16 protein-coding genes are annotated in these 16,284 nt (G+C 65.0%); 6 read left to right on the top strand and 10 right to left on the bottom strand.

Annotated elements, in window-relative coordinates; translation table 11 throughout:
* Positions 1-8: 8 nt before the first annotated feature.
* From kdpF to ABIB24_RS08335, 8 genes are all read right to left on the bottom strand, one after another.
* A complete protein-coding gene (kdpF, locus tag ABIB24_RS08370; protein WP_003251485.1) occupies positions 9-98 on the bottom strand; it encodes a K(+)-transporting ATPase subunit F in 90 nt (29 codons plus the stop codon).
* Positions 99-337: 239 nt separating this feature from the next.
* Positions 338-1,390 (bottom strand): AI-2E family transporter, encoded by a 1,053-nt coding sequence (locus ABIB24_RS08365; RefSeq protein ID WP_013973419.1) that lies wholly within the window; start codon positions 1,388-1,390, stop codon positions 338-340.
* A 12-nt stretch (positions 1,391-1,402) separates the two neighbouring features.
* Complete coding sequence (locus ABIB24_RS08360; protein WP_025339954.1) at positions 1,403-2,197, bottom strand: DUF4892 domain-containing protein; 795 nt, start codon at positions 2,195-2,197, stop codon at positions 1,403-1,405.
* 109 nt (positions 2,198-2,306) lie between these two features.
* On the bottom strand, positions 2,307-3,161 hold the full coding sequence (locus ABIB24_RS08355; RefSeq protein WP_354316304.1) for an alpha/beta hydrolase: 855 nt from the start codon (positions 3,159-3,161) through the stop codon (positions 2,307-2,309).
* The gene (locus ABIB24_RS08350; protein WP_085592762.1) at positions 3,158-3,946 is read right to left on the bottom strand and encodes an alpha/beta fold hydrolase; all 789 of its coding nucleotides are present in this window, start codon (positions 3,944-3,946) and stop codon (positions 3,158-3,160) included. Before ABIB24_RS08350 ends, ABIB24_RS08355 begins: the two co-directional genes overlap by 4 nt.
* 263 nt (positions 3,947-4,209) lie before the next feature.
* Positions 4,210-4,668: a phosphohistidine phosphatase SixA gene (gene sixA, locus ABIB24_RS08345; protein ID WP_354316302.1), complete on the bottom strand. Its 459-nt coding sequence runs from the start codon at positions 4,666-4,668 to the stop codon at positions 4,210-4,212.
* Positions 4,665-5,012 carry a DUF4389 domain-containing protein gene (locus ABIB24_RS08340; protein WP_354316301.1) on the bottom strand — a complete coding sequence of 116 codons (348 nt, stop codon included), beginning with the start codon at positions 5,010-5,012 and terminating at the stop codon, positions 4,665-4,667. The genes sixA and ABIB24_RS08340 overlap by 4 nt, the downstream gene beginning before the upstream one ends.
* A 36-nt stretch (positions 5,013-5,048) precedes the next feature.
* Positions 5,049-6,074, bottom strand: coding sequence for an NAD(P)H-dependent glycerol-3-phosphate dehydrogenase (locus ABIB24_RS08335; protein WP_025339958.1), 1,026 nt, complete (start codon positions 6,072-6,074; stop codon positions 5,049-5,051).
* A gap of 212 nt (positions 6,075-6,286) precedes the next feature.
* Between ABIB24_RS08335 and ABIB24_RS08330 the strand changes: the two genes are divergently transcribed.
* The 5 genes from ABIB24_RS08330 (at position 6,287) to fabB (ending at position 13,207) form a co-directional block, all read left to right on the top strand.
* The gene (locus tag ABIB24_RS08330) at positions 6,287-8,434 is read left to right on the top strand and encodes a TonB-dependent receptor plug domain-containing protein (RefSeq protein WP_354316299.1); all 2,148 of its coding nucleotides are present in this window, start codon (positions 6,287-6,289) and stop codon (positions 8,432-8,434) included.
* On the top strand, positions 8,434-9,324 hold the full coding sequence (locus ABIB24_RS08325; protein WP_025339960.1) for an ABC transporter substrate-binding protein: 891 nt from the start codon (positions 8,434-8,436) through the stop codon (positions 9,322-9,324). Before ABIB24_RS08330 ends, ABIB24_RS08325 begins: the two co-directional genes overlap by 1 nt.
* Positions 9,321-11,252: an ATP-binding protein gene (locus tag ABIB24_RS08320; protein ID WP_274078359.1), complete on the top strand. Its 1,932-nt coding sequence runs from the start codon at positions 9,321-9,323 to the stop codon at positions 11,250-11,252. The genes ABIB24_RS08325 and ABIB24_RS08320 overlap by 4 nt, the downstream gene beginning before the upstream one ends.
* A 207-nt stretch (positions 11,253-11,459) precedes the next feature.
* Complete coding sequence (fabA, locus tag ABIB24_RS08315; RefSeq protein ID WP_003251509.1) at positions 11,460-11,975, top strand: 3-hydroxyacyl-[acyl-carrier-protein] dehydratase FabA; 516 nt, start codon at positions 11,460-11,462, stop codon at positions 11,973-11,975.
* Between the two features lie 11 nt (positions 11,976-11,986).
* Positions 11,987-13,207 (top strand): beta-ketoacyl-ACP synthase I, encoded by a 1,221-nt coding sequence (gene fabB / locus ABIB24_RS08310; protein WP_013973429.1) that lies wholly within the window; start codon positions 11,987-11,989, stop codon positions 13,205-13,207.
* Positions 13,208-13,383: 176 nt separating this feature from the next.
* On the opposite strand, the gene ABIB24_RS08305 is transcribed toward fabB, so the two are convergent.
* The gene (locus tag ABIB24_RS08305; protein WP_137164458.1) at positions 13,384-14,385 is read right to left on the bottom strand and encodes an amidohydrolase family protein; all 1,002 of its coding nucleotides are present in this window, start codon (positions 14,383-14,385) and stop codon (positions 13,384-13,386) included.
* Positions 14,386-14,502: 117 nt separating this feature from the next.
* Here ABIB24_RS08305 and ABIB24_RS08300 point away from each other — a divergent pair, with 117 nt between their 5' ends.
* Positions 14,503-15,366, top strand: coding sequence for a pirin family protein (locus ABIB24_RS08300; RefSeq protein ID WP_137164459.1), 864 nt, complete (start codon positions 14,503-14,505; stop codon positions 15,364-15,366).
* 133 nt (positions 15,367-15,499) lie between these two features.
* On the opposite strand, the gene ABIB24_RS08295 is transcribed toward ABIB24_RS08300, so the two are convergent.
* Positions 15,500-16,225: a dienelactone hydrolase family protein gene (locus tag ABIB24_RS08295; RefSeq protein WP_085614439.1), complete on the bottom strand. Its 726-nt coding sequence runs from the start codon at positions 16,223-16,225 to the stop codon at positions 15,500-15,502.
* Between the last annotated feature and the right edge of the window lie 59 nt (positions 16,226-16,284).

Below are 16,284 nucleotides of genomic sequence, written 5' to 3'. Positions count from 1 at the left end.
GCCACTCCCTAGCTGCGATCGGCGCGCAGCAGCGCCACCAGCAGATAAAACGCCAATGCCACTGCCAGCAGCAGTGACAGCCCGTCGAGCATGTTCATGTGTGGTTCTCCCCGTAGTGCGGCTTGGGCCGCTTTGGGGAAATTGTCCGAGCGAGGGGCGTAAAGGGGCGAGACTGGGAGGTGGGGATGGCGATAAAGAAGGCGTAAAGATCGGGAGTTGAGGTTGCCTGAACCGGCCTCTTCGCGGGTAAACCCGCTCCTACAGGGACCGCACCGCTCTCCCGGGCTGTGGAGATCCTTGTGGGAGCGGGTTCACCCGCGAAGAGGCCAGTACAGGTTTACTGCTGAGGCGGCTGCGGGACGGCGTTGCGGCTCCAGTCCAGCAGCAGGCTGTAGCCGACCGCCAGCAAGGTCGGCCCGATGAACAGGCCAATGAAGCCAAAGGCGATCAGGCCGCCGAACACGCCCAGAAGCACGATCACCAACGGCAGGTTGCCGCCACGGCTGATCAGGTACGGTTTGAGTACGTTGTCCACGCCACTGATGATGAAGGTGCCCCAGGCTCCCAGGAACACCGCCATGCCGTATTCGCCTTTCCATACCAGCCAGCCGGTGGCCGGAATCCATGCTAGTGGCGGGCCCATGGGAATCAGGCTGAGCATGAAGGTCACCAGGCCCAGCACAATGGCCCCGGGCACACCGGCAATCAGGAAGCCGATCAATGCAAGCACGCCCTGCGCGGCGGCTGTACCGATCACCCCGTTGACCACCCGCTGCACCGTACCGGCGACCAGCTCCAGGTAGTACTCGGCACGGTCGCCCATCAGGCGGTGCAGCAAGCGCAGGACGAACGCCGACAAGCGCGGGCCATCGCGGTAGAAGAAGAACACGAATACCAGGCTGAGGGTCAGCTCCAGCACGCCGCTGCCGATCTGCGCGCTGCGCGCCAGCAACCAGTTGCCCACCTGCCCCAGGTGCGGCTTGACCGAGGCCAGCAAGGCCGCGCCCTGCTGGTCCAGCGATTGCCACCAGCTGACCAGGCGCTCGCCAACCAACGGGATGCCACCCAGCCACGCCGGAGCATCGGGCAGGCCGTCCACCTGCACGTCACGCACGAACGCCGTCGCATCGCGAATGTGGTCGGCCAGGTTGAACCCCAGCCACACCAGCGGCAGCGCCACGATCAGGATCCAGGCAGTGGTCAGCAGGCTGGCCGCCAGGGTTTCGCGCCCGCCCAGCGCACGCGTCAGCAAGCGCATCAACGGCCAGCTGGCAAAGGCCAGGATGGCCCCCCACAACAGCGCTGAAATGAAAGGTGCCATTACCCACAGGCCGGCACCCAGCAGCGCCAGCAGCAGAATCTGGACCAGCAAGCGGTCATTGTTAGCCATGGTGGTGCCCGTTCAACGGATCAGTTCAAGGTGCAGGCCGTCGGTAGGCGCGCTACCGACTTCGAGGCGGCCATTGCGCACCCCCGCCTTGACCAAGGCCTCGCGCCAGGCTTCAGCCTGGGCGCCACTGAGGCTGGCACGCAGGGTGCTGTCGAGGTTCAGGCTGCGGGCCAACAGGTTCGCCCAGGCGTCTTGCGGTGCGGCCAGGTCAGGGTAGTCGAGCTTGCCGGTGTCGCGCATTTCGCGCAGCACCGTGGCGGCGGTCGGCAGCAGTTCGCCCAGCGGGCTGCCGGCGACGAACTCTTCCACGTGCAGGTAGGCGCGGCGGTTGCCGCGGGTGACGCTGTACAGCGCGACCAGGGTATCGGCCTGCTCCGCCGAGCGGCGCAGCAGGATGAACGCCTGCTGCTCGTCGCCGCCGTTGAGGCGGGCATTGGCGAACACATCATTGGCCCACAGGCTGGCCTCGCCGCAATCGCGGCCCTGGCACCAGAACAGCGGGTAGCCGCCGTCGCGCTGCAGTGCTTCGCGAGCGCTGGTGAAGGCTTCGCGGGCGGTACGCTCGACCGGCAGTTCGTAGGTTACCGAGCTGACCTGGCCACGGCTTTCGACCTTGTCCTCGACCCGCAGGCGGCCGCTGATCTTGCGCAGCGGGCCCATGGGGTAGACACGCTCCTGCTCCACGGCCGGGCGCTGGTCGACCACCTTGGCGTCCACCGGTACCGGCAGGCTGCCGGCCCACAAAACGGGGCTGGCGAACACCAGGCAGGCAGCGAAGGCATTACGGATGGCAACAGGCGCGCTCATTGGCGAACCAGGCGGCGCTCAGCGCCGAGGTGAAGCTCCAGGATGTCTGGCAGTTGCATGGTTGTCTCCCTGTTCAACCCGCCAAGCCTCGACACTTGTCCGGTGCAAGTCAAGCAAAGCCAAAGAAGCGATTGAAACAGTCTGCGACAAGGGCCGCGCCCTGCTCATCGTTCAGGTGCAGGTGATGGCCACCGGGCAGCGCCACCTGCTCGAAGGGTAGCTGCTCCAGCAACCCTGTGTGGCGGGCCAGCATGCCGTCGGCAGCCACCACCAGGCGCGCCGGGCAACTTACCCGGCGCACGTAGGCCATGGCCTGGGCCTCGCTCAGGCGCACTGGCGAAGGCAGGGTCAGGCGGCTGTCGCTGCGCCAGCTGTAACCGCCGGGCACCGGCATCAGGCCACGCTGGGCCAGCAGCTCGGCTGCCTCGCGGCTGACCGCGACCATGCCTTTCATGCGCGCCTGCACGCCCTGCTCCAGTGTGGTGTACACCGACTTGCGCTTGCCATCCAGGCGCAACTGGGCCTGCAGTGCCATGCCCAACCGCTCGCCGGCGTCCTGCTCGGCGCCGGTCGGCGGGATGACGCCGTCAATCAGGGCCAGATGGCTGACCCGCTCCGGCAGCGCGCCAGCCAGTTGCACGGAAATGATTGCCCCCAGCGAATGGCCCAGCAGGGCGAAACGTTGCCAACCCAGCTGCTCGGCCACCCGCAGCACGTCATGGGCGTAGTCGGCCAGGGCATAGCCGGCGCCGAGCGGCCGGTGCTCGGAGTAACCATGCCCGGCCAGGTCCAGGGCGACGATGCGCAGGCCTTTCAGCTGCGGCGCCAGGCGGGCGAAGCTGTTGGCGTTGTCCAGCCAGCCATGCAGGGCGATTACCGGCAGCCCGTCCTCGGGGCCGAACAGGTGCGCCGCCAGTTCGATATGGCCCAGGCTCAGGCGGATTTCCTCGACCTGCGCGCTCATGCCTGGCTCCAGCGGTCGAACAGCCCCTTGATCAGGCTGGCGGTGTCGGTTGGCCGCTCCAGCGGGAACATGTGGCCACCCGGCACGCTGTGGAACTCGCCCCTGGGCATGCCGCGCACAGCCAGTGTGTGGTGGCGGCGAATGACGTTGCTGCGGTCGCCACGGACCATGGCCAGCGGCACCTGCAATTGCCGCGCGGGCGCAGGGCTGGTATGCGGGATGCTGCGGTAGATGCTGATTTCCGTGGCTGGGTCGAAGCGCAGCTGCAGCCCCTGCTCCATCGCCTGCAGGCCGTGCTCTATGTAGGCATCGAGGCATTCGGGATCGAAATGGCGGAACAGTGACTTGCCGGCGAAATAGTCCCGGGCACTGTCGCGGTCATTGAAGGTTTCGCGGCGCCCCAGGGTGCGGCCAGCCGGGGTGATACGGTCAATGAAGCCGAAGCGCTTGGCGGTGCGCAGCAGCCACTGGTCGGCGCGGGTGAGCACCGGCGAGTCGAGCATCACCACGCCGCGGTAGTACTCGGGGCAGCGCAAGGCTGCGTGCAGGTGCAATACCCCGCCCAGCGAATGGCCGACGCCCCATACCGGCTGGTCCTGCCGGGCCAGGTGATGCAGCAGTTCATCGACCAGGCTCTGCCAGTTGTCGTCCACCGGAAAGCGCGGATCGTGGCCGTGCTGGGCCAGGTGCTGCACCTGGTAGTCCGGTGCCAGGGCGGCGAACAGCTTGCCGTAGGTGGCCGAGGGGAAACCGTTGGCATGGGCGAAGAAGATCTGCTGCGACATGGCGCCGGGTCCGGATGGGGGATGATGGCCCATTGTCGGTATCGCGGGGCAGTTCGGCAACGTCCGGAAAGGTCATCGGCGAGGGCTATCAGGTCAGGCTTGCGGGAGCCGGCACCGCCTTCAAGCCATGCATAGGGCCTGTAGGAGCAGCCTTGCGCTGCGAAGAGGCCATTACTGCCGGAGAAGAGCTTTTGCCCTGCCGGCCTCTTCGCAGCACAAGGCTGCTCCTACAAGAGACTGAGGTAGCCTGAGCAATGTTGTGCTCAGGCCGGCGAGTTGATCGCCTGAAGGGTCATCAACCCAGCCAGCGGCCAGTCCCCTTCCAGCTCCGCCAGGCTTGCAGTGCTCATGCCTGCCGGTTGCTGCTGGTGGCCATGCTGCAACGCCCCGACCAGGGTACCCACCAGCGGCTGGTGGCTGACCAACAGCACATGCTCCAGGCCCAGGCGCTCGATTTCGCCGATAACCTGCTGCAAATCACTGTCCGGCGTCAGCCAGGGCACGGTGCGCACCGGCTCGGCGAAGCCCAGGGTGTCATGCACCAGGGCGGCCGTTTGCTGGGCGCGTACGTAAGGGCTGGCGATGATCGCCTGCAGTGGCTGGCCCAGCAGGCGGGCGGCGCTGTGCAGCACCTGCTCGCGACCATGGGCGGTCAGTCGGCGCTCGGCATCGCTGTTGGCCCGCGGCTCCGCTTCACCGTGGCGCAGCACCCACAGCTTCACAGCTTGGGCTCCTCGTCACGCACCGGGTGCGGGGCCGGAGCCACCGCGTGCGGCACCTCGCCTTCCGGGGCACGCGGTGCCGGCCAGTCGGCGAACGGCCAGGGCTTCTGGTCGCTGTGGAAGCTGCCGAAGCGGCCGATCTGCGCCAGGTACTGGCTCAGGCTGTCGCCGAAGTTCATCAGGCTGGCGCTGGGGGCGCCGTACACCAGGCGGTAGATCAGTTGTACCAGCACCAGGCCACCGAGCAGCAGCTCGGCCAGCTGCCAGACCACCAGGAACACCACCATCCACAGGACCCGCAGGATGATCGACTCGCGCTGGGCGCGTTCGGGCGTATCGTTCATGTGTTGCTCCTTGCTGTTGTCAGAGCCGCTGAAGGCTCAGTTGAAACCGCTGATGGAAATGAAATCGACATCGGTCTTCGGCTCGGCACGCATCAGGTGCTCGATCACCTGGTTCAGCGTGCGGCCTTCGAACAGGATGGCATGCAGACCAGCCACCAGCGGCATGTACACCTGCACTTCCTGCGCCTTGGCCTTGAGCACCTTGAGGGTGTTGACGCCTTCGGCCACTTCGCCCAGGCGGTTGACCGCCTGCTCCAGGCTCAGGCCCTGGCCCAGGGCGTGGCCGACCTGGTAGTTGCGGCTCTTGGGCGAGGAGCAGGTGACGATCAGGTCACCGACACCGGCCAGGCCGAGGAAGGTCATGGGGTTGGCACCCTGGCTGACGGCGAAGCGGGTCATCTCGGCCAGGGCGCGGGTAATCAGCATGCTCTTGGTGTTCTCGCCCATGCCCAGGGCCACCGCCATGCCGGCGATGATGGCGTAGACGTTCTTCAGCGCCCCGCCCAGCTCGACGCCAAAGCGGTCGGCACTGGCATAGACGCGGAAGGTACGCCCATGCAGCACGGCCTGCACCTGCTGGCACAGTTTTTCGTCCTCGCTGGCAACCACCGTGGCGGTCAGCGCATGCTCGGCGATTTCACGGGCCAGGTTGGGGCCGGACAGCACGCCGATGCGAGCCTCGGGGGCGATTTCCTCGAGGATCTGGCTCATCAGCTTGAAGCTTTGCGCTTCGATGCCCTTGGTCAGGCTGACCAGGCCCTTGCCGCGCAGCAGCTCGGCATGCGGGGCCAGCACGCTGCGCAAGGCGCTCGATGGCAGGGCGACGAAAATCAGCTCGCTGGCCTGCAGGGTGGCCAGCAGGTCGCTGACCGGCTCGACGCCGTCGTGCAGGCGGATGCCCTTGAGGTAGCGCGGATTCTCGCGATTGACGCGCATGGCCTCGGCCTGTTCCGGGTCGCGCATCCATTGGCGCACCGGCACACCGTTTTCTGCCAGCAGGTTCGCCACGGCGGTGCCGAAGCTGCCGCCTCCCAGAACTGCAACAGGTTGCTGTTCAGTCATATCCAATCCGTTAAAGCCAAAAGTTAAGTGGCGACCCGGCCATTATACGGCTCGCCTGCTACAGAACCAGTGTCAGTACCGGCCCTTTCGCGGGCACGCCCGCTCCCACAGGGATAGCGCAGTCCTTCAGAGCGGCTGTGGGAGCGGGCGTGCCCGCGAAAGGGCCCGACAGGTAGAGCAGATCACTGGCAAAACCCCCACGGTCGGTTACCATGCCTGTTTCAATCCTGATACAAGGCCGCTTTGTGTTCCCTGGCACGCCCCCGTACCCGCGCCTGCTCATACTGACTGCCCTGCTCGGTGGCCCGGCCGTGGCCGATGACCTGTTCATCGACAACACGGACCTGCCGCAGGTTCTGACCGCCACACGCCTGAAACAATCCCCCGCCGCAGTCCCGGGCAGCATGACCGTGCTCGACAGCGAGCTGATTCGCGCCAGCGGTGCCCGCGACATCCCCGAGCTGCTGCGCCTGGTGCCGGGCATGATGGTGGGCTACAACGCCGGCAACCAACCCACGGTCAACTACCACGGCAGCAACGTCAACGATGCCCGGCGCATGCAGGTGCTGATCGATGGCCGTTCGGTGTACCGCGCCGGCCTGGCCACGGTGGACTGGAGCGACATCCCCCTGGCCATGGAGGATATCGAGCGCATCGAGGTGTTCCGCGGCCCCAACACGGTCAGCTATGGCGCCAACGCGCTGATGGCGGTGGTCAACATCCTTACCCGCAACCCTGCCGACAGCCATGGCACGCGGCTGAAGATGACCCGCGGCCAGGACGGCATCAACGATTTCTACGCCAGCCACGGCTTCGGCTGGGATGGCGGCGACATGCGCCTGTCGCTGTCCGGCCAGCAGGACGATGGCTTCGACGAGAACCAGTTCGGCCAGGACTACCGCGACAGCCGCCGGCTGACCCGCTTCAATATCAACGCCAGCCACAGCCTGGCGATCGACCAGACCCTGGAATGGCAACTGGCGGCAAAGGAAGGCAGTAATCAGCGGCCCTATACCTATCAGCCGGTGTTCCCCTATGTAACCGAGCGGGGCGACAACGCCGACGTCAATGCTAAGGATTATGCCGGCTCCATACGCTGGAACATTGACTTAAATCCCGAGCATAGCCTGTACGTCCAGGGCTCGGCCCAGCATTTCGACCGCAAGCAGGTCTGGCGCGCCTGCGATGCGGCTCTGTCGTTCAGCCCCGAACTTACCCGTCTATGGCAGATGAACCCCAACTACGCCGAGCTGGTGGCACGCGGCGCCAACAACCCGCCCCCCAGCAGTAACCCCGAGGAGCAGGCTCTGGTCGATGTAATCAAGGACCAGTGGAACTATAAGGGCGGCAAGAACGTGGTCTGCGGCGACGTCGACCAGAGCACCCGCGAAACCCGCTACGACCTGGAAATCCAGGACACACTGAGCCTGACCGACAGCCTGCGTCTGCTCAGCGGCATGAACTACCGCTATGATCGTGCCGACTCGCAGACCTACTTCAACGGCAGCATCGACGACCAGACCTGGCGCCTGTTCGGCCAGTTGGAGTGGCGCGCCGACGAGCACTGGATCCTGCAGGGCGGTGCCATGTTCGAGGACTCGCGCCTGTCCGGCAGCTCGCTGACCCCGCGCGTGGCGATCAACTACCTGATCACCCCGCGCCACGGCCTGCGTGCGGTGTATTCCGAGGCCGTACGCTCGCCAGACATGTTCGAGAACAACGTCAACTGGAGCTACACGGTCAAGAACCTGACCCCGGACGCGTTCGGCCTGCAAAACGGCGAATACTTCGTCAAGACCCGTGGCCCGGGCGACCTCGACCAGGAACGCATGCGCTCGCGCGAGCTGGGCTACAACGGCTACTTCAGCGACATCGACCTGAACATGGATGTGAAGCTGTTCTACGACGAGATCACCGGAATGATCAGCGAGCCCCTGAAGAACAACCAGTACATCGCCAGCAACGCCAACAAGGCCCGTTTCAGCGGCAGCGAGGCGCAACTGGACTGGCGCCCGACCCTGCGCGACCGCCTGCGCCTTACCTACGCCTACGTGGATGCCTGGGCCAGCAACCCCGCCGACCGCCGCCTCAGCGCGCGCAACAGCGGCTCGGCCGGGTGGATGCGCGAGTGGGGCGACGGCTGGTCCAGTGCGCTGTTCTATTACGGCGACGATGCGCTCAACCATTACCGCTACGAGCGCCTGGACCTGCGCCTGGCCAAGCGCTTCCGGGTGCATGGCAGCAACCTGGAGCTGGCGGCGCTGTGGCAACAGCGCCTGGACGATGAGCCGACCACGGCAATCCAGAACCGCTACGACAGCCGCCACCGCCTGAGCGTCAGCGCGGAGCTGGAGTTCTGATGGCCCTGCTGCTGCGCCTGTTGCTGTTGTGCCTGTGGCCGATGGGGCCGCTGTCCGCCAGCGAAATCGTGTTGGTAGGCGCGGAAGACCAGCCCGGCATTCGCAGTTTCGTCGCTGCGCTGGAAAGCCGACGGCCGCACGATCACGTGCATTTCCAGACCACCGCCGACTTGCCACCCCCGGGCAAGCTCAAGGCTGACCAGCGCCTGATCTTGCTGGACAACGCCGCACTGGAATGGCGCCTTGGGGAAACCGCCGGCCCGCCGGCCCTGGCCATGAGGGTCAGCCGGGTACAGGCTGAACAGCGCCTGGGAAAGTCGCGGCCCGCGTTCCTCACGCTGCTGTGGAGCGACCCGCCGCTGGGCCGGCAGCTGCGCCTGGCGCGCTACCTGCTGCCGCAGGCCCAGCGCATTGGTGTGCTGTACGGCGAGCACAGCAGCTTTCTGCTCGAAGAGCTGCGCCATGCCGCCCGCGCGCTGGGCCTGGAGATCATTGCCCAGGATTGGCCAGACCCGCGCGACAGCCGCCCTCTGCAACATTTGTTGGCCAACAGTGACGTGCTGCTGGGCCTGGACGATGCCGACCTGTTCAACTCCAAGACTGCGAAGAACCTGCTGTTGAGCAGCTATGGCCGGCAGATGGCGCTGATCGGCCCGAACGCCGGGTTTGTCCGCGCCGGCGCCCTGGCCAGCACCTTCAGTGACCAGGACGATTGGCTGGCGGTGCTCGACCAGTTGCTCGACCAGCCACCGGCGCGCTGGCCGCGCAGCCTGTACCCGGTACGCTTCGGCGTCAGCGGCAACCAGCAGGTGGCGCGCGCCCTGGGCCTTGAACCGATCGATCCGAACGCCGCCGCCAAGGCCCTGGCCGAAGGAGAACCCACCCCATGAGCAAGCGCCTGAGCTGGGACATCCACACCCGCACCCAGATCATCAGCCTCGGCCCTGCCCTGCTGCTGACCTTGCTGCTGATCAGCTTCTTCACCTTCGTGCGTATCCAGGACCTGCGCCAGGAACTGAACCACACCGGGCAACTGATCGCCAACCAGCTGGCGCCAGCCTCGGAATACGGGGTGATCTCGGGCAACAACGAAGTGCTCGAGGGCCTGATGCGCGCCACGCTCAGCATCCCCCACGTGCGCTTCCTCGAGGTGCAGGACAGCCGCAACCACATCCTGGTGTACGTGGAGCAGTCCGACGAAAGCGCCAACCGCGCGCAACGTGTCGAAGTGTTCCAGGCGCCCATCCGCCTGCAGCAGATCCGCCTGGACAGCGACTTCCTGCAACAGGGCAAGGCCACCACCCCGGCCATCGGCGACGATTACCTGGGCCGGGTCATCGTCGGCATGTCCGATGACGCCTTCAGCCAGCGCCAGCAGGAAATCGTGATCAAGGCCGGTATCCTCGCGCTGTTCGCCCTGCTGTTCACCTTCCTGCTGGCGCGCCGCCTGGCCCTGAGCCTGGCCAAGCCGATCAGCGACATGGGGCATGCGGTAAAGGCCATCCAGCAGGGCGAGTACCACACCCTGTTGCCGGTGGTCGATGACAGCGAACTGGGCCACCTGGCACGCCACATCAACAACCTGGCCCACGCCCTGGAGCAGGCCAGCAATGAACAGAAGCAGGCCATTGCCGAGCTGATCCAGGCCCGCGAGGAGGCCGAACAGGCCAACCGCGCCAAATCGGACTTCCTGGCGATGATGAGCCACGAGCTGCGCACGCCGATGAATGGCGTGCTGGGCATGCTGCAGTTGCTGGAAACCACCCAGCTGAACAGCGAACAGGCCGAGTACACCGCTGTGGCCAGCGAGTCTACCGGGCACCTGCTCAAGGTCATCAACGACATCCTCGACTTCTCGCGCATCGAACGCGCCGCGCTGCAACTGGAACACATCGACTTCAACCTGGGCGAGCTGATCACCAGCAGCGTCCAGTCGTTCCAGCACAGCGCCCAGCAGCGCGGCCTTGCCCTGCACCTGCAACTGCCGGCGGGTATCGAGCAGCTGCAGGTGAACGGTGACCCCACGCGCATCCGCCAGATCCTGCTGAACCTGGTCGGCAATGCGCTGAAATTCACCGAACGCGGCCAGGTACAGGTCGAGGCGCACTGGCAGGTGCTCGACCGCCAGCTGATCTGGCTGACCTGCAGCGTGCGCGACACCGGTATCGGCATCGACAACGAGCGCCTGGAAATGATGTTCGTCGCCTTCCAGCAGGCCGACAGCTCGATTTCCCGCCGCTATGGCGGCACCGGGCTGGGGCTGTCGATTGCCCGCACCCTGGCCGAACGCATGGGCGGCAAGCTCCGCGGCGAAAGCCGTGAAGGCCTGGGCTCGACCTTTACCCTTGAGATGCCGCTGGCCCTGGCCAGCCCTGCCCCGGTATCGCTGACGCTGCCAAGCGCTGCGCCGCCGGCGGTGGCCGACAATGATCAGGTGCTGCTGGTAGAGGACAATCCGGTCAACCAAAGTGTCATCGAGGCCATGCTGCGTAGCCTGGGGCTGGCGGTATGCACGGCCGAGGACGGCCTGGAGGCGGTCGAACGGGTCAGCCGGCAGCGTTTTGCCGCCGTGCTGATGGACTGCCGCCTGCCGCACCTGGACGGCTATGAAGCCACCCGGCGTATCCGCCAACTGCCCAACGGCGCCAGGCTACCGATCATCGCCCTGACCGCCAACGCCTTGCAGGGCGACCGCGAGCGTTGCATGGCAGCCGGCATGGACGACTACCTGAGCAAACCCTTGCGCCGCACCGAACTGCAGCGTGTGCTGCAGCGCTGGCTACCTGGTCAGACAACCGCGACTGGCGATAAATGCTAAAGTGCGGCAGTCTTAAACACTGGACAGGACCTTCATCGGACCTGAAAATAGACGTTTCAGTGCACACCTGTACTTCTTTCACCGGGTGCACTGTGACTTTCACCACAACGCAATAGTCTACCTGTAGGCTGCCGTCTCGGACGCGATGCGTATCGGGCCGGCCGGGAAGATTCATCCCCTGCCGCAGGGGGTTATTGAGGAGCTCGCATGACCAAACAACACGCCTTTACTCGGGAAGACCTGCTGCGCTGCAGTCGCGGTGAGCTGTTCGGCCCAGGTAATGCGCAACTGCCCGCGCCGAACATGCTGATGGTCGATCGCATCACCCATATCAGCGAAGAAGGCGGCAAGTACGGCAAAGGTGAATTGGTCGCCGAGCTGGATATCAATCCGGACCTGTGGTTCTTCGCCTGCCACTTCGAAGGCGACCCGGTAATGCCGGGCTGCCTGGGCCTCGACGCCATGTGGCAGCTGGTAGGTTTCTTCCTCGGCTGGCAGGGCCTGCCGGGCCGCGGTCGCGCCCTGGGTTCGGGCGAGGTGAAGTTCTTTGGCCAGGTACTGCCGGAAGCCAAGAAAGTCACTTACAACATTCACATCAAGCGCGTCCTGAAGGGCAAGCTGAACATGGCCATCGCCGATGGCTCGGTCAGCGTCGACGGCCGCGAGATCTACACTGCCGAAGGCCTGCGGGTCGGCGTGTTCACCTCCACTGACAATTTCTAAGGGTTATTCGCATGCGCCGCGTCGTTATCACTGGTCTGGGCATCGTATCGTGCCTGGGCAATGACAAAGCTACCGTCACCGAAAACCTGCGCAACAGCCGTCCGGGTATCCGTTACAACCCGGAATACAAGGAAATGGGGCTGCGTAGCCAGGTTTCCGGGTCCATCGACCTCAACCTCGAAGAACTGATCGACCGCAAGGTCTACCGCTTCGTCGGCCACGCTGCTGCCTACGCCTACCTGGCGATGCAGGACGCGATCAAGGACGCCGGCCTGACCGAAGAGCAGGTTTCCAACCCGCGTACCGGCCTGGTGGCTGGCTCCGGCGGCGCCTCGACCCTGAACCAGATGGAAGCACTGGACACCCTGCGCGAGAAAGGCGTCAAGCGCGTCGGCCCGTACCGCGTTACCCGCACCATGGGCAGCACCGTTTCGGCGTGCCTGGCCACCCCGTTCAAGATCAAGGGCATCAACTACTCGATCTCGTCGGCCTGCGCCACTTCGGCACACTGCATCGGCACCGCCCTGGAGCAGATCCAGTGGGGCAAGCAGGACATCGTCTTCGCCGGTGGCGGTGAAGAAGAGCACTGGAGCCAGTCGTTCCTGTTCGATGCCATGGGCGCCCTGTCGACCAAGCGCAACGAAACCCCGGAGCAGGCCTCGCGCGCCTACGACGCCGACCGTGATGGCTTCGTCATCGCTGGCGGTGGCGGCATGGTGGTGGTCGAGGAGCTGGAACACGCCCTGGCCCGTGGCGCCAAGATCTACGCGGAAATCGTCGGCTACGGCGCCACTTCCGACGGCTACGACATGGTTGCCCCGAGCGGCGAAGGTGCCATCCGCTGCATGCAGCAGGCGCTGTCGACCGTCGACACCCCGATCGACTACCTGAACACCCACGGCACCTCGACCCCGGTCGGTGACGTTGCCGAGATCAAGGGCGTTCGCGCCGTGTTCGGCGACAAGGCACCGAAGATCAGCTCGACCAAGAGCCTGTCGGGCCACTCGCTGGGCGCTGCCGGCGTACACGAGGCGATCTACTGCCTGCTGATGATGGAAAACAACTTCATCGCCGGCTCCGCCAACATCGACGAGCTGGACCCGGAGGTCGCAGACCTGCCGATCCTGCGCAAGACCGAAGAAAACGCCAAGATCGACACGGTCATGAGCAACAGCTTCGGCTTCGGCGGCACCAACGCCACCCTGGTGCTCAAGCGCTGGGAAGGCAAGTAAGACGCTGCTGCGGTAAACGAAAACGCCCCGACTGGTTCGGGGCGTTTTCATTTGTATCGTCTGTACCGGCCCTTTCGCGGGTAAACCCGCTCCCACAGGGACCGCGCTGCTCTTGAAACTGGCGCTGTACCTGTGGGAGCGGGTTTACCCGCGAAAGGGCCGGCACAGGCGAGATACTATTGCTTAGGCAACACAGCCAGAAAATTCTCCCTGGCCACCTTGTTGGCAACTTGTTCCGGCAATGCATCCAGAAACGGCCTGAACCCATGCATCTGCTCCCCAAGGCTACCAAACTGCCCCACCACATCCGAACCCAGCATGAACCGCTCCGGGAACCTTTCGACCAGTGCCAACCACTCCTTGCGCGGCACACCCCGGTCATCCAGCAGATAAGGCTCCAGCACGCTCCACGACAAATCGACATACAGATTCGGGTAATCCTCCAGTAACCGCGTCAGCACCGGCAGCAGAAAGTCCATCTGCGTCTGGTGCCGGTGAATCTCCATGCTGCTGCCGGCGTGCGCCCAGATAAACCGCGTGTGCGGGTGATTGCGCAGCGGCTCTTCGATCTCCGCCAGGTACAGCGGGTTGCGCTCGCGCTTGGAGGTGATGTTGGAATGCAGCAGCACCGGCAGGTCGCGCTCGGCCGCCAGGTGGTAGATACGCGTCATGGCTTCGTTGTTGGCGCGCGGCGTGTCACCGCTGGTCAGTGCCGTCAGGTCATCGTGGCGGGTGAACACCTCGCCAATGCCCTGCCACAGCCCCGGATACAGATCGAGCATGCGCTCGATATGGCTGGCGGCGTTCTTGTCCACCGGATTGAAGCCGGCCAGGAACGGATGAAAGCGCTTGCGCTGTTCGTCGGGCAATTGCTGCAACGCCGCGGCCACGTAGGTGTCGGTGGCGCTGTACCAGTAGGCTTCGGCGTCATCCCCAGCGTAATAGCGCGGGCGCTTGGGCTCGTCTTCGTGCCACTTCTTGGCCACCGGCACGCCGGAAATCATCGACTGCTCGATACCGGCGGCATCCATGGCCTTGATCAGCGCGGGCATGCCTTCGCTTTCCTGGAAGAAGTCGACGTAGTGCAGGTGGGCATCACTGTAGCGGTAGTCGCGCGCCTGCGCCGCTTGGCACAGCCAGGTGGATAACAGCACGCAGGCCAGCGCTCTGACGATCATGATGAAGCTTCCTTTTCCGGGTACCACACCTCTAGACCGGCCAGCCAACGAGACGGTTCAGCCGCAGCGGGCAAACCGCTATGCTTGGGGCATTTCCACCTTGCCTGGAGCCTTCCCATGAGCAGCCCCCTGGTCATCCGCCCACGTGCCGAATCGGTCGAGGGCCAGCCGATCCTGCGCCCGCTGCCGTCGGCCCAGTGCCGCAGCGTCGGCCCGTTCGTGTTTTTCGACCACATGCTCGAAACAGACTATGCCCCGGGGCATGGCATGGATATCCGCCAGCACCCGCATATCGGCCTGTCGACCCTTACCTACCTGTTCGAAGGGGCAATCCTGCACAAGGACAGCCTCGGTTCGGCACAGCGGGTGCTGCCGGGCGACGTCAGCTGGATGACCGCAGGCAGCGGCGTGGCCCATGTCGAGCGCACGCCTGAAGATGCCCTGGCCCATGGCTCACGCCTGCACGGGCTGCAGGTATGGCTGGCGTCGCCACGCGAACATGAACAAGGCCCGGCAAGCTACAGCCACCACCCGGCGGCAAGCCTGCCGGTCAGCGACAGCCTGGGGGTGCGCATCTGCATGATTGCCGGCAGCGGGTTCTGCCTGGAGTCGCCGGTGCCGGTGCTCTCCCCTACCCTTTACGCGCATGTGCAGATGCAGCCGGCGACTACCCTGCAGGTGCCGAATGAGCATGCGCAACGGGCGCTATACGTACTGGATGGCGAATTGCTGATGAACGATGAGGAGGTGGAGGCGTGCAGCCTGGTGGTGCTGCCGGAGGGCGAAGAGGTGACACTGTATGCGGAAGGTGAGTGCCAGCTGGTGCTGATTGGTGGCGCGCCTCTGGATGGGCCGCGGCGGATGAACTGGAACTTTGTCGCCAGTGATGTGGAACTGATCGAACAGGCCCGGGCCAAGTGGGCTGCGGGGGATTGGCCGGTGGTGCCGGGGGAAACCTCGAGGATCGAATTGCCTAGGTGATTTTGGGGCCGCTCTGCGGCCCATTCGCGGCACAAGGCCGCTCCTACAGGGAATCGCGTAACTCATGGCTTGCGCGACCTTTGTAGGAGCGGCCTTGTGCCGCGAATGGGCTGCAAAGCAGCCCCGTGCAATCTCAGCGCTGGAACACTTCGGTCAGCAGGTTATGCATCGAGCGGAACGCCCGCTCCGAGGTACGCCGGTCATACTGCATCTTGCCCGGCACATTGGCACTCGGGTCGGTAAACGAGTGCACCGCGCCGCCATAGCTGAGCAATTGCCAGTCAACCTTGGCCGCGTTCATCTCCTCCTCGAACGCCGGCAACTGCTCCTTCGGCACCAGTGGGTCGGAAGCGCCGTGCAGCACCAGCACCGAACCCTTGATGCGCTTGGCATCTTCCGGGTTCGGCGTGTCCAACGTGCCATGGAACGACACCGCCGCACGCAAATCGGCGCCAGTACGGGCCAGCTCCAGTGCACAGCAGCCACCAAAGCAGAAACCAAACGTGCCGACCTTGCCCGGCTCCAGCAGCGCCTTCGACTGCCCCACCAGTTGCGCCAGGGCTTCCTGCATGCGCTTGCGCAGCTCGCCACGGTCGTTCTTCAACGGCATCATCGCCGCGCCGGCCTCGTCGGCGTTGGACGGACGCACCGATTGCCCGTACAGGTCGGCAATCAGCACCACATAGCCCTTCTCGGCCACCTCCTTGGCGATGCGCTCGGCACCTTCGCCGATACCCATCCAGTTCGGCGCCATCACCAGGCCTGGCCGCCCCAGCGCGCCCGGCTCGTAGACCAGGCGGCTTTCATACGCCTTGCCGGACAGGTGATAGACCAGCGATTCGACGATTACTTTGCTCATCAAGCACTCCTTTGGCACTCGTCATCAATATGCTCGCCATGAAAAAAGCCCGCCGAAGC

The organism is Pseudomonas sp. UYEF17 (genome assembly GCF_040546125.1).
Taxonomy (GTDB): domain Bacteria; phylum Pseudomonadota; class Gammaproteobacteria; order Pseudomonadales; family Pseudomonadaceae; genus Aquipseudomonas; species Aquipseudomonas putida_Z.
This window is presented reverse-complemented; position numbering and strand designations above follow the sequence as displayed.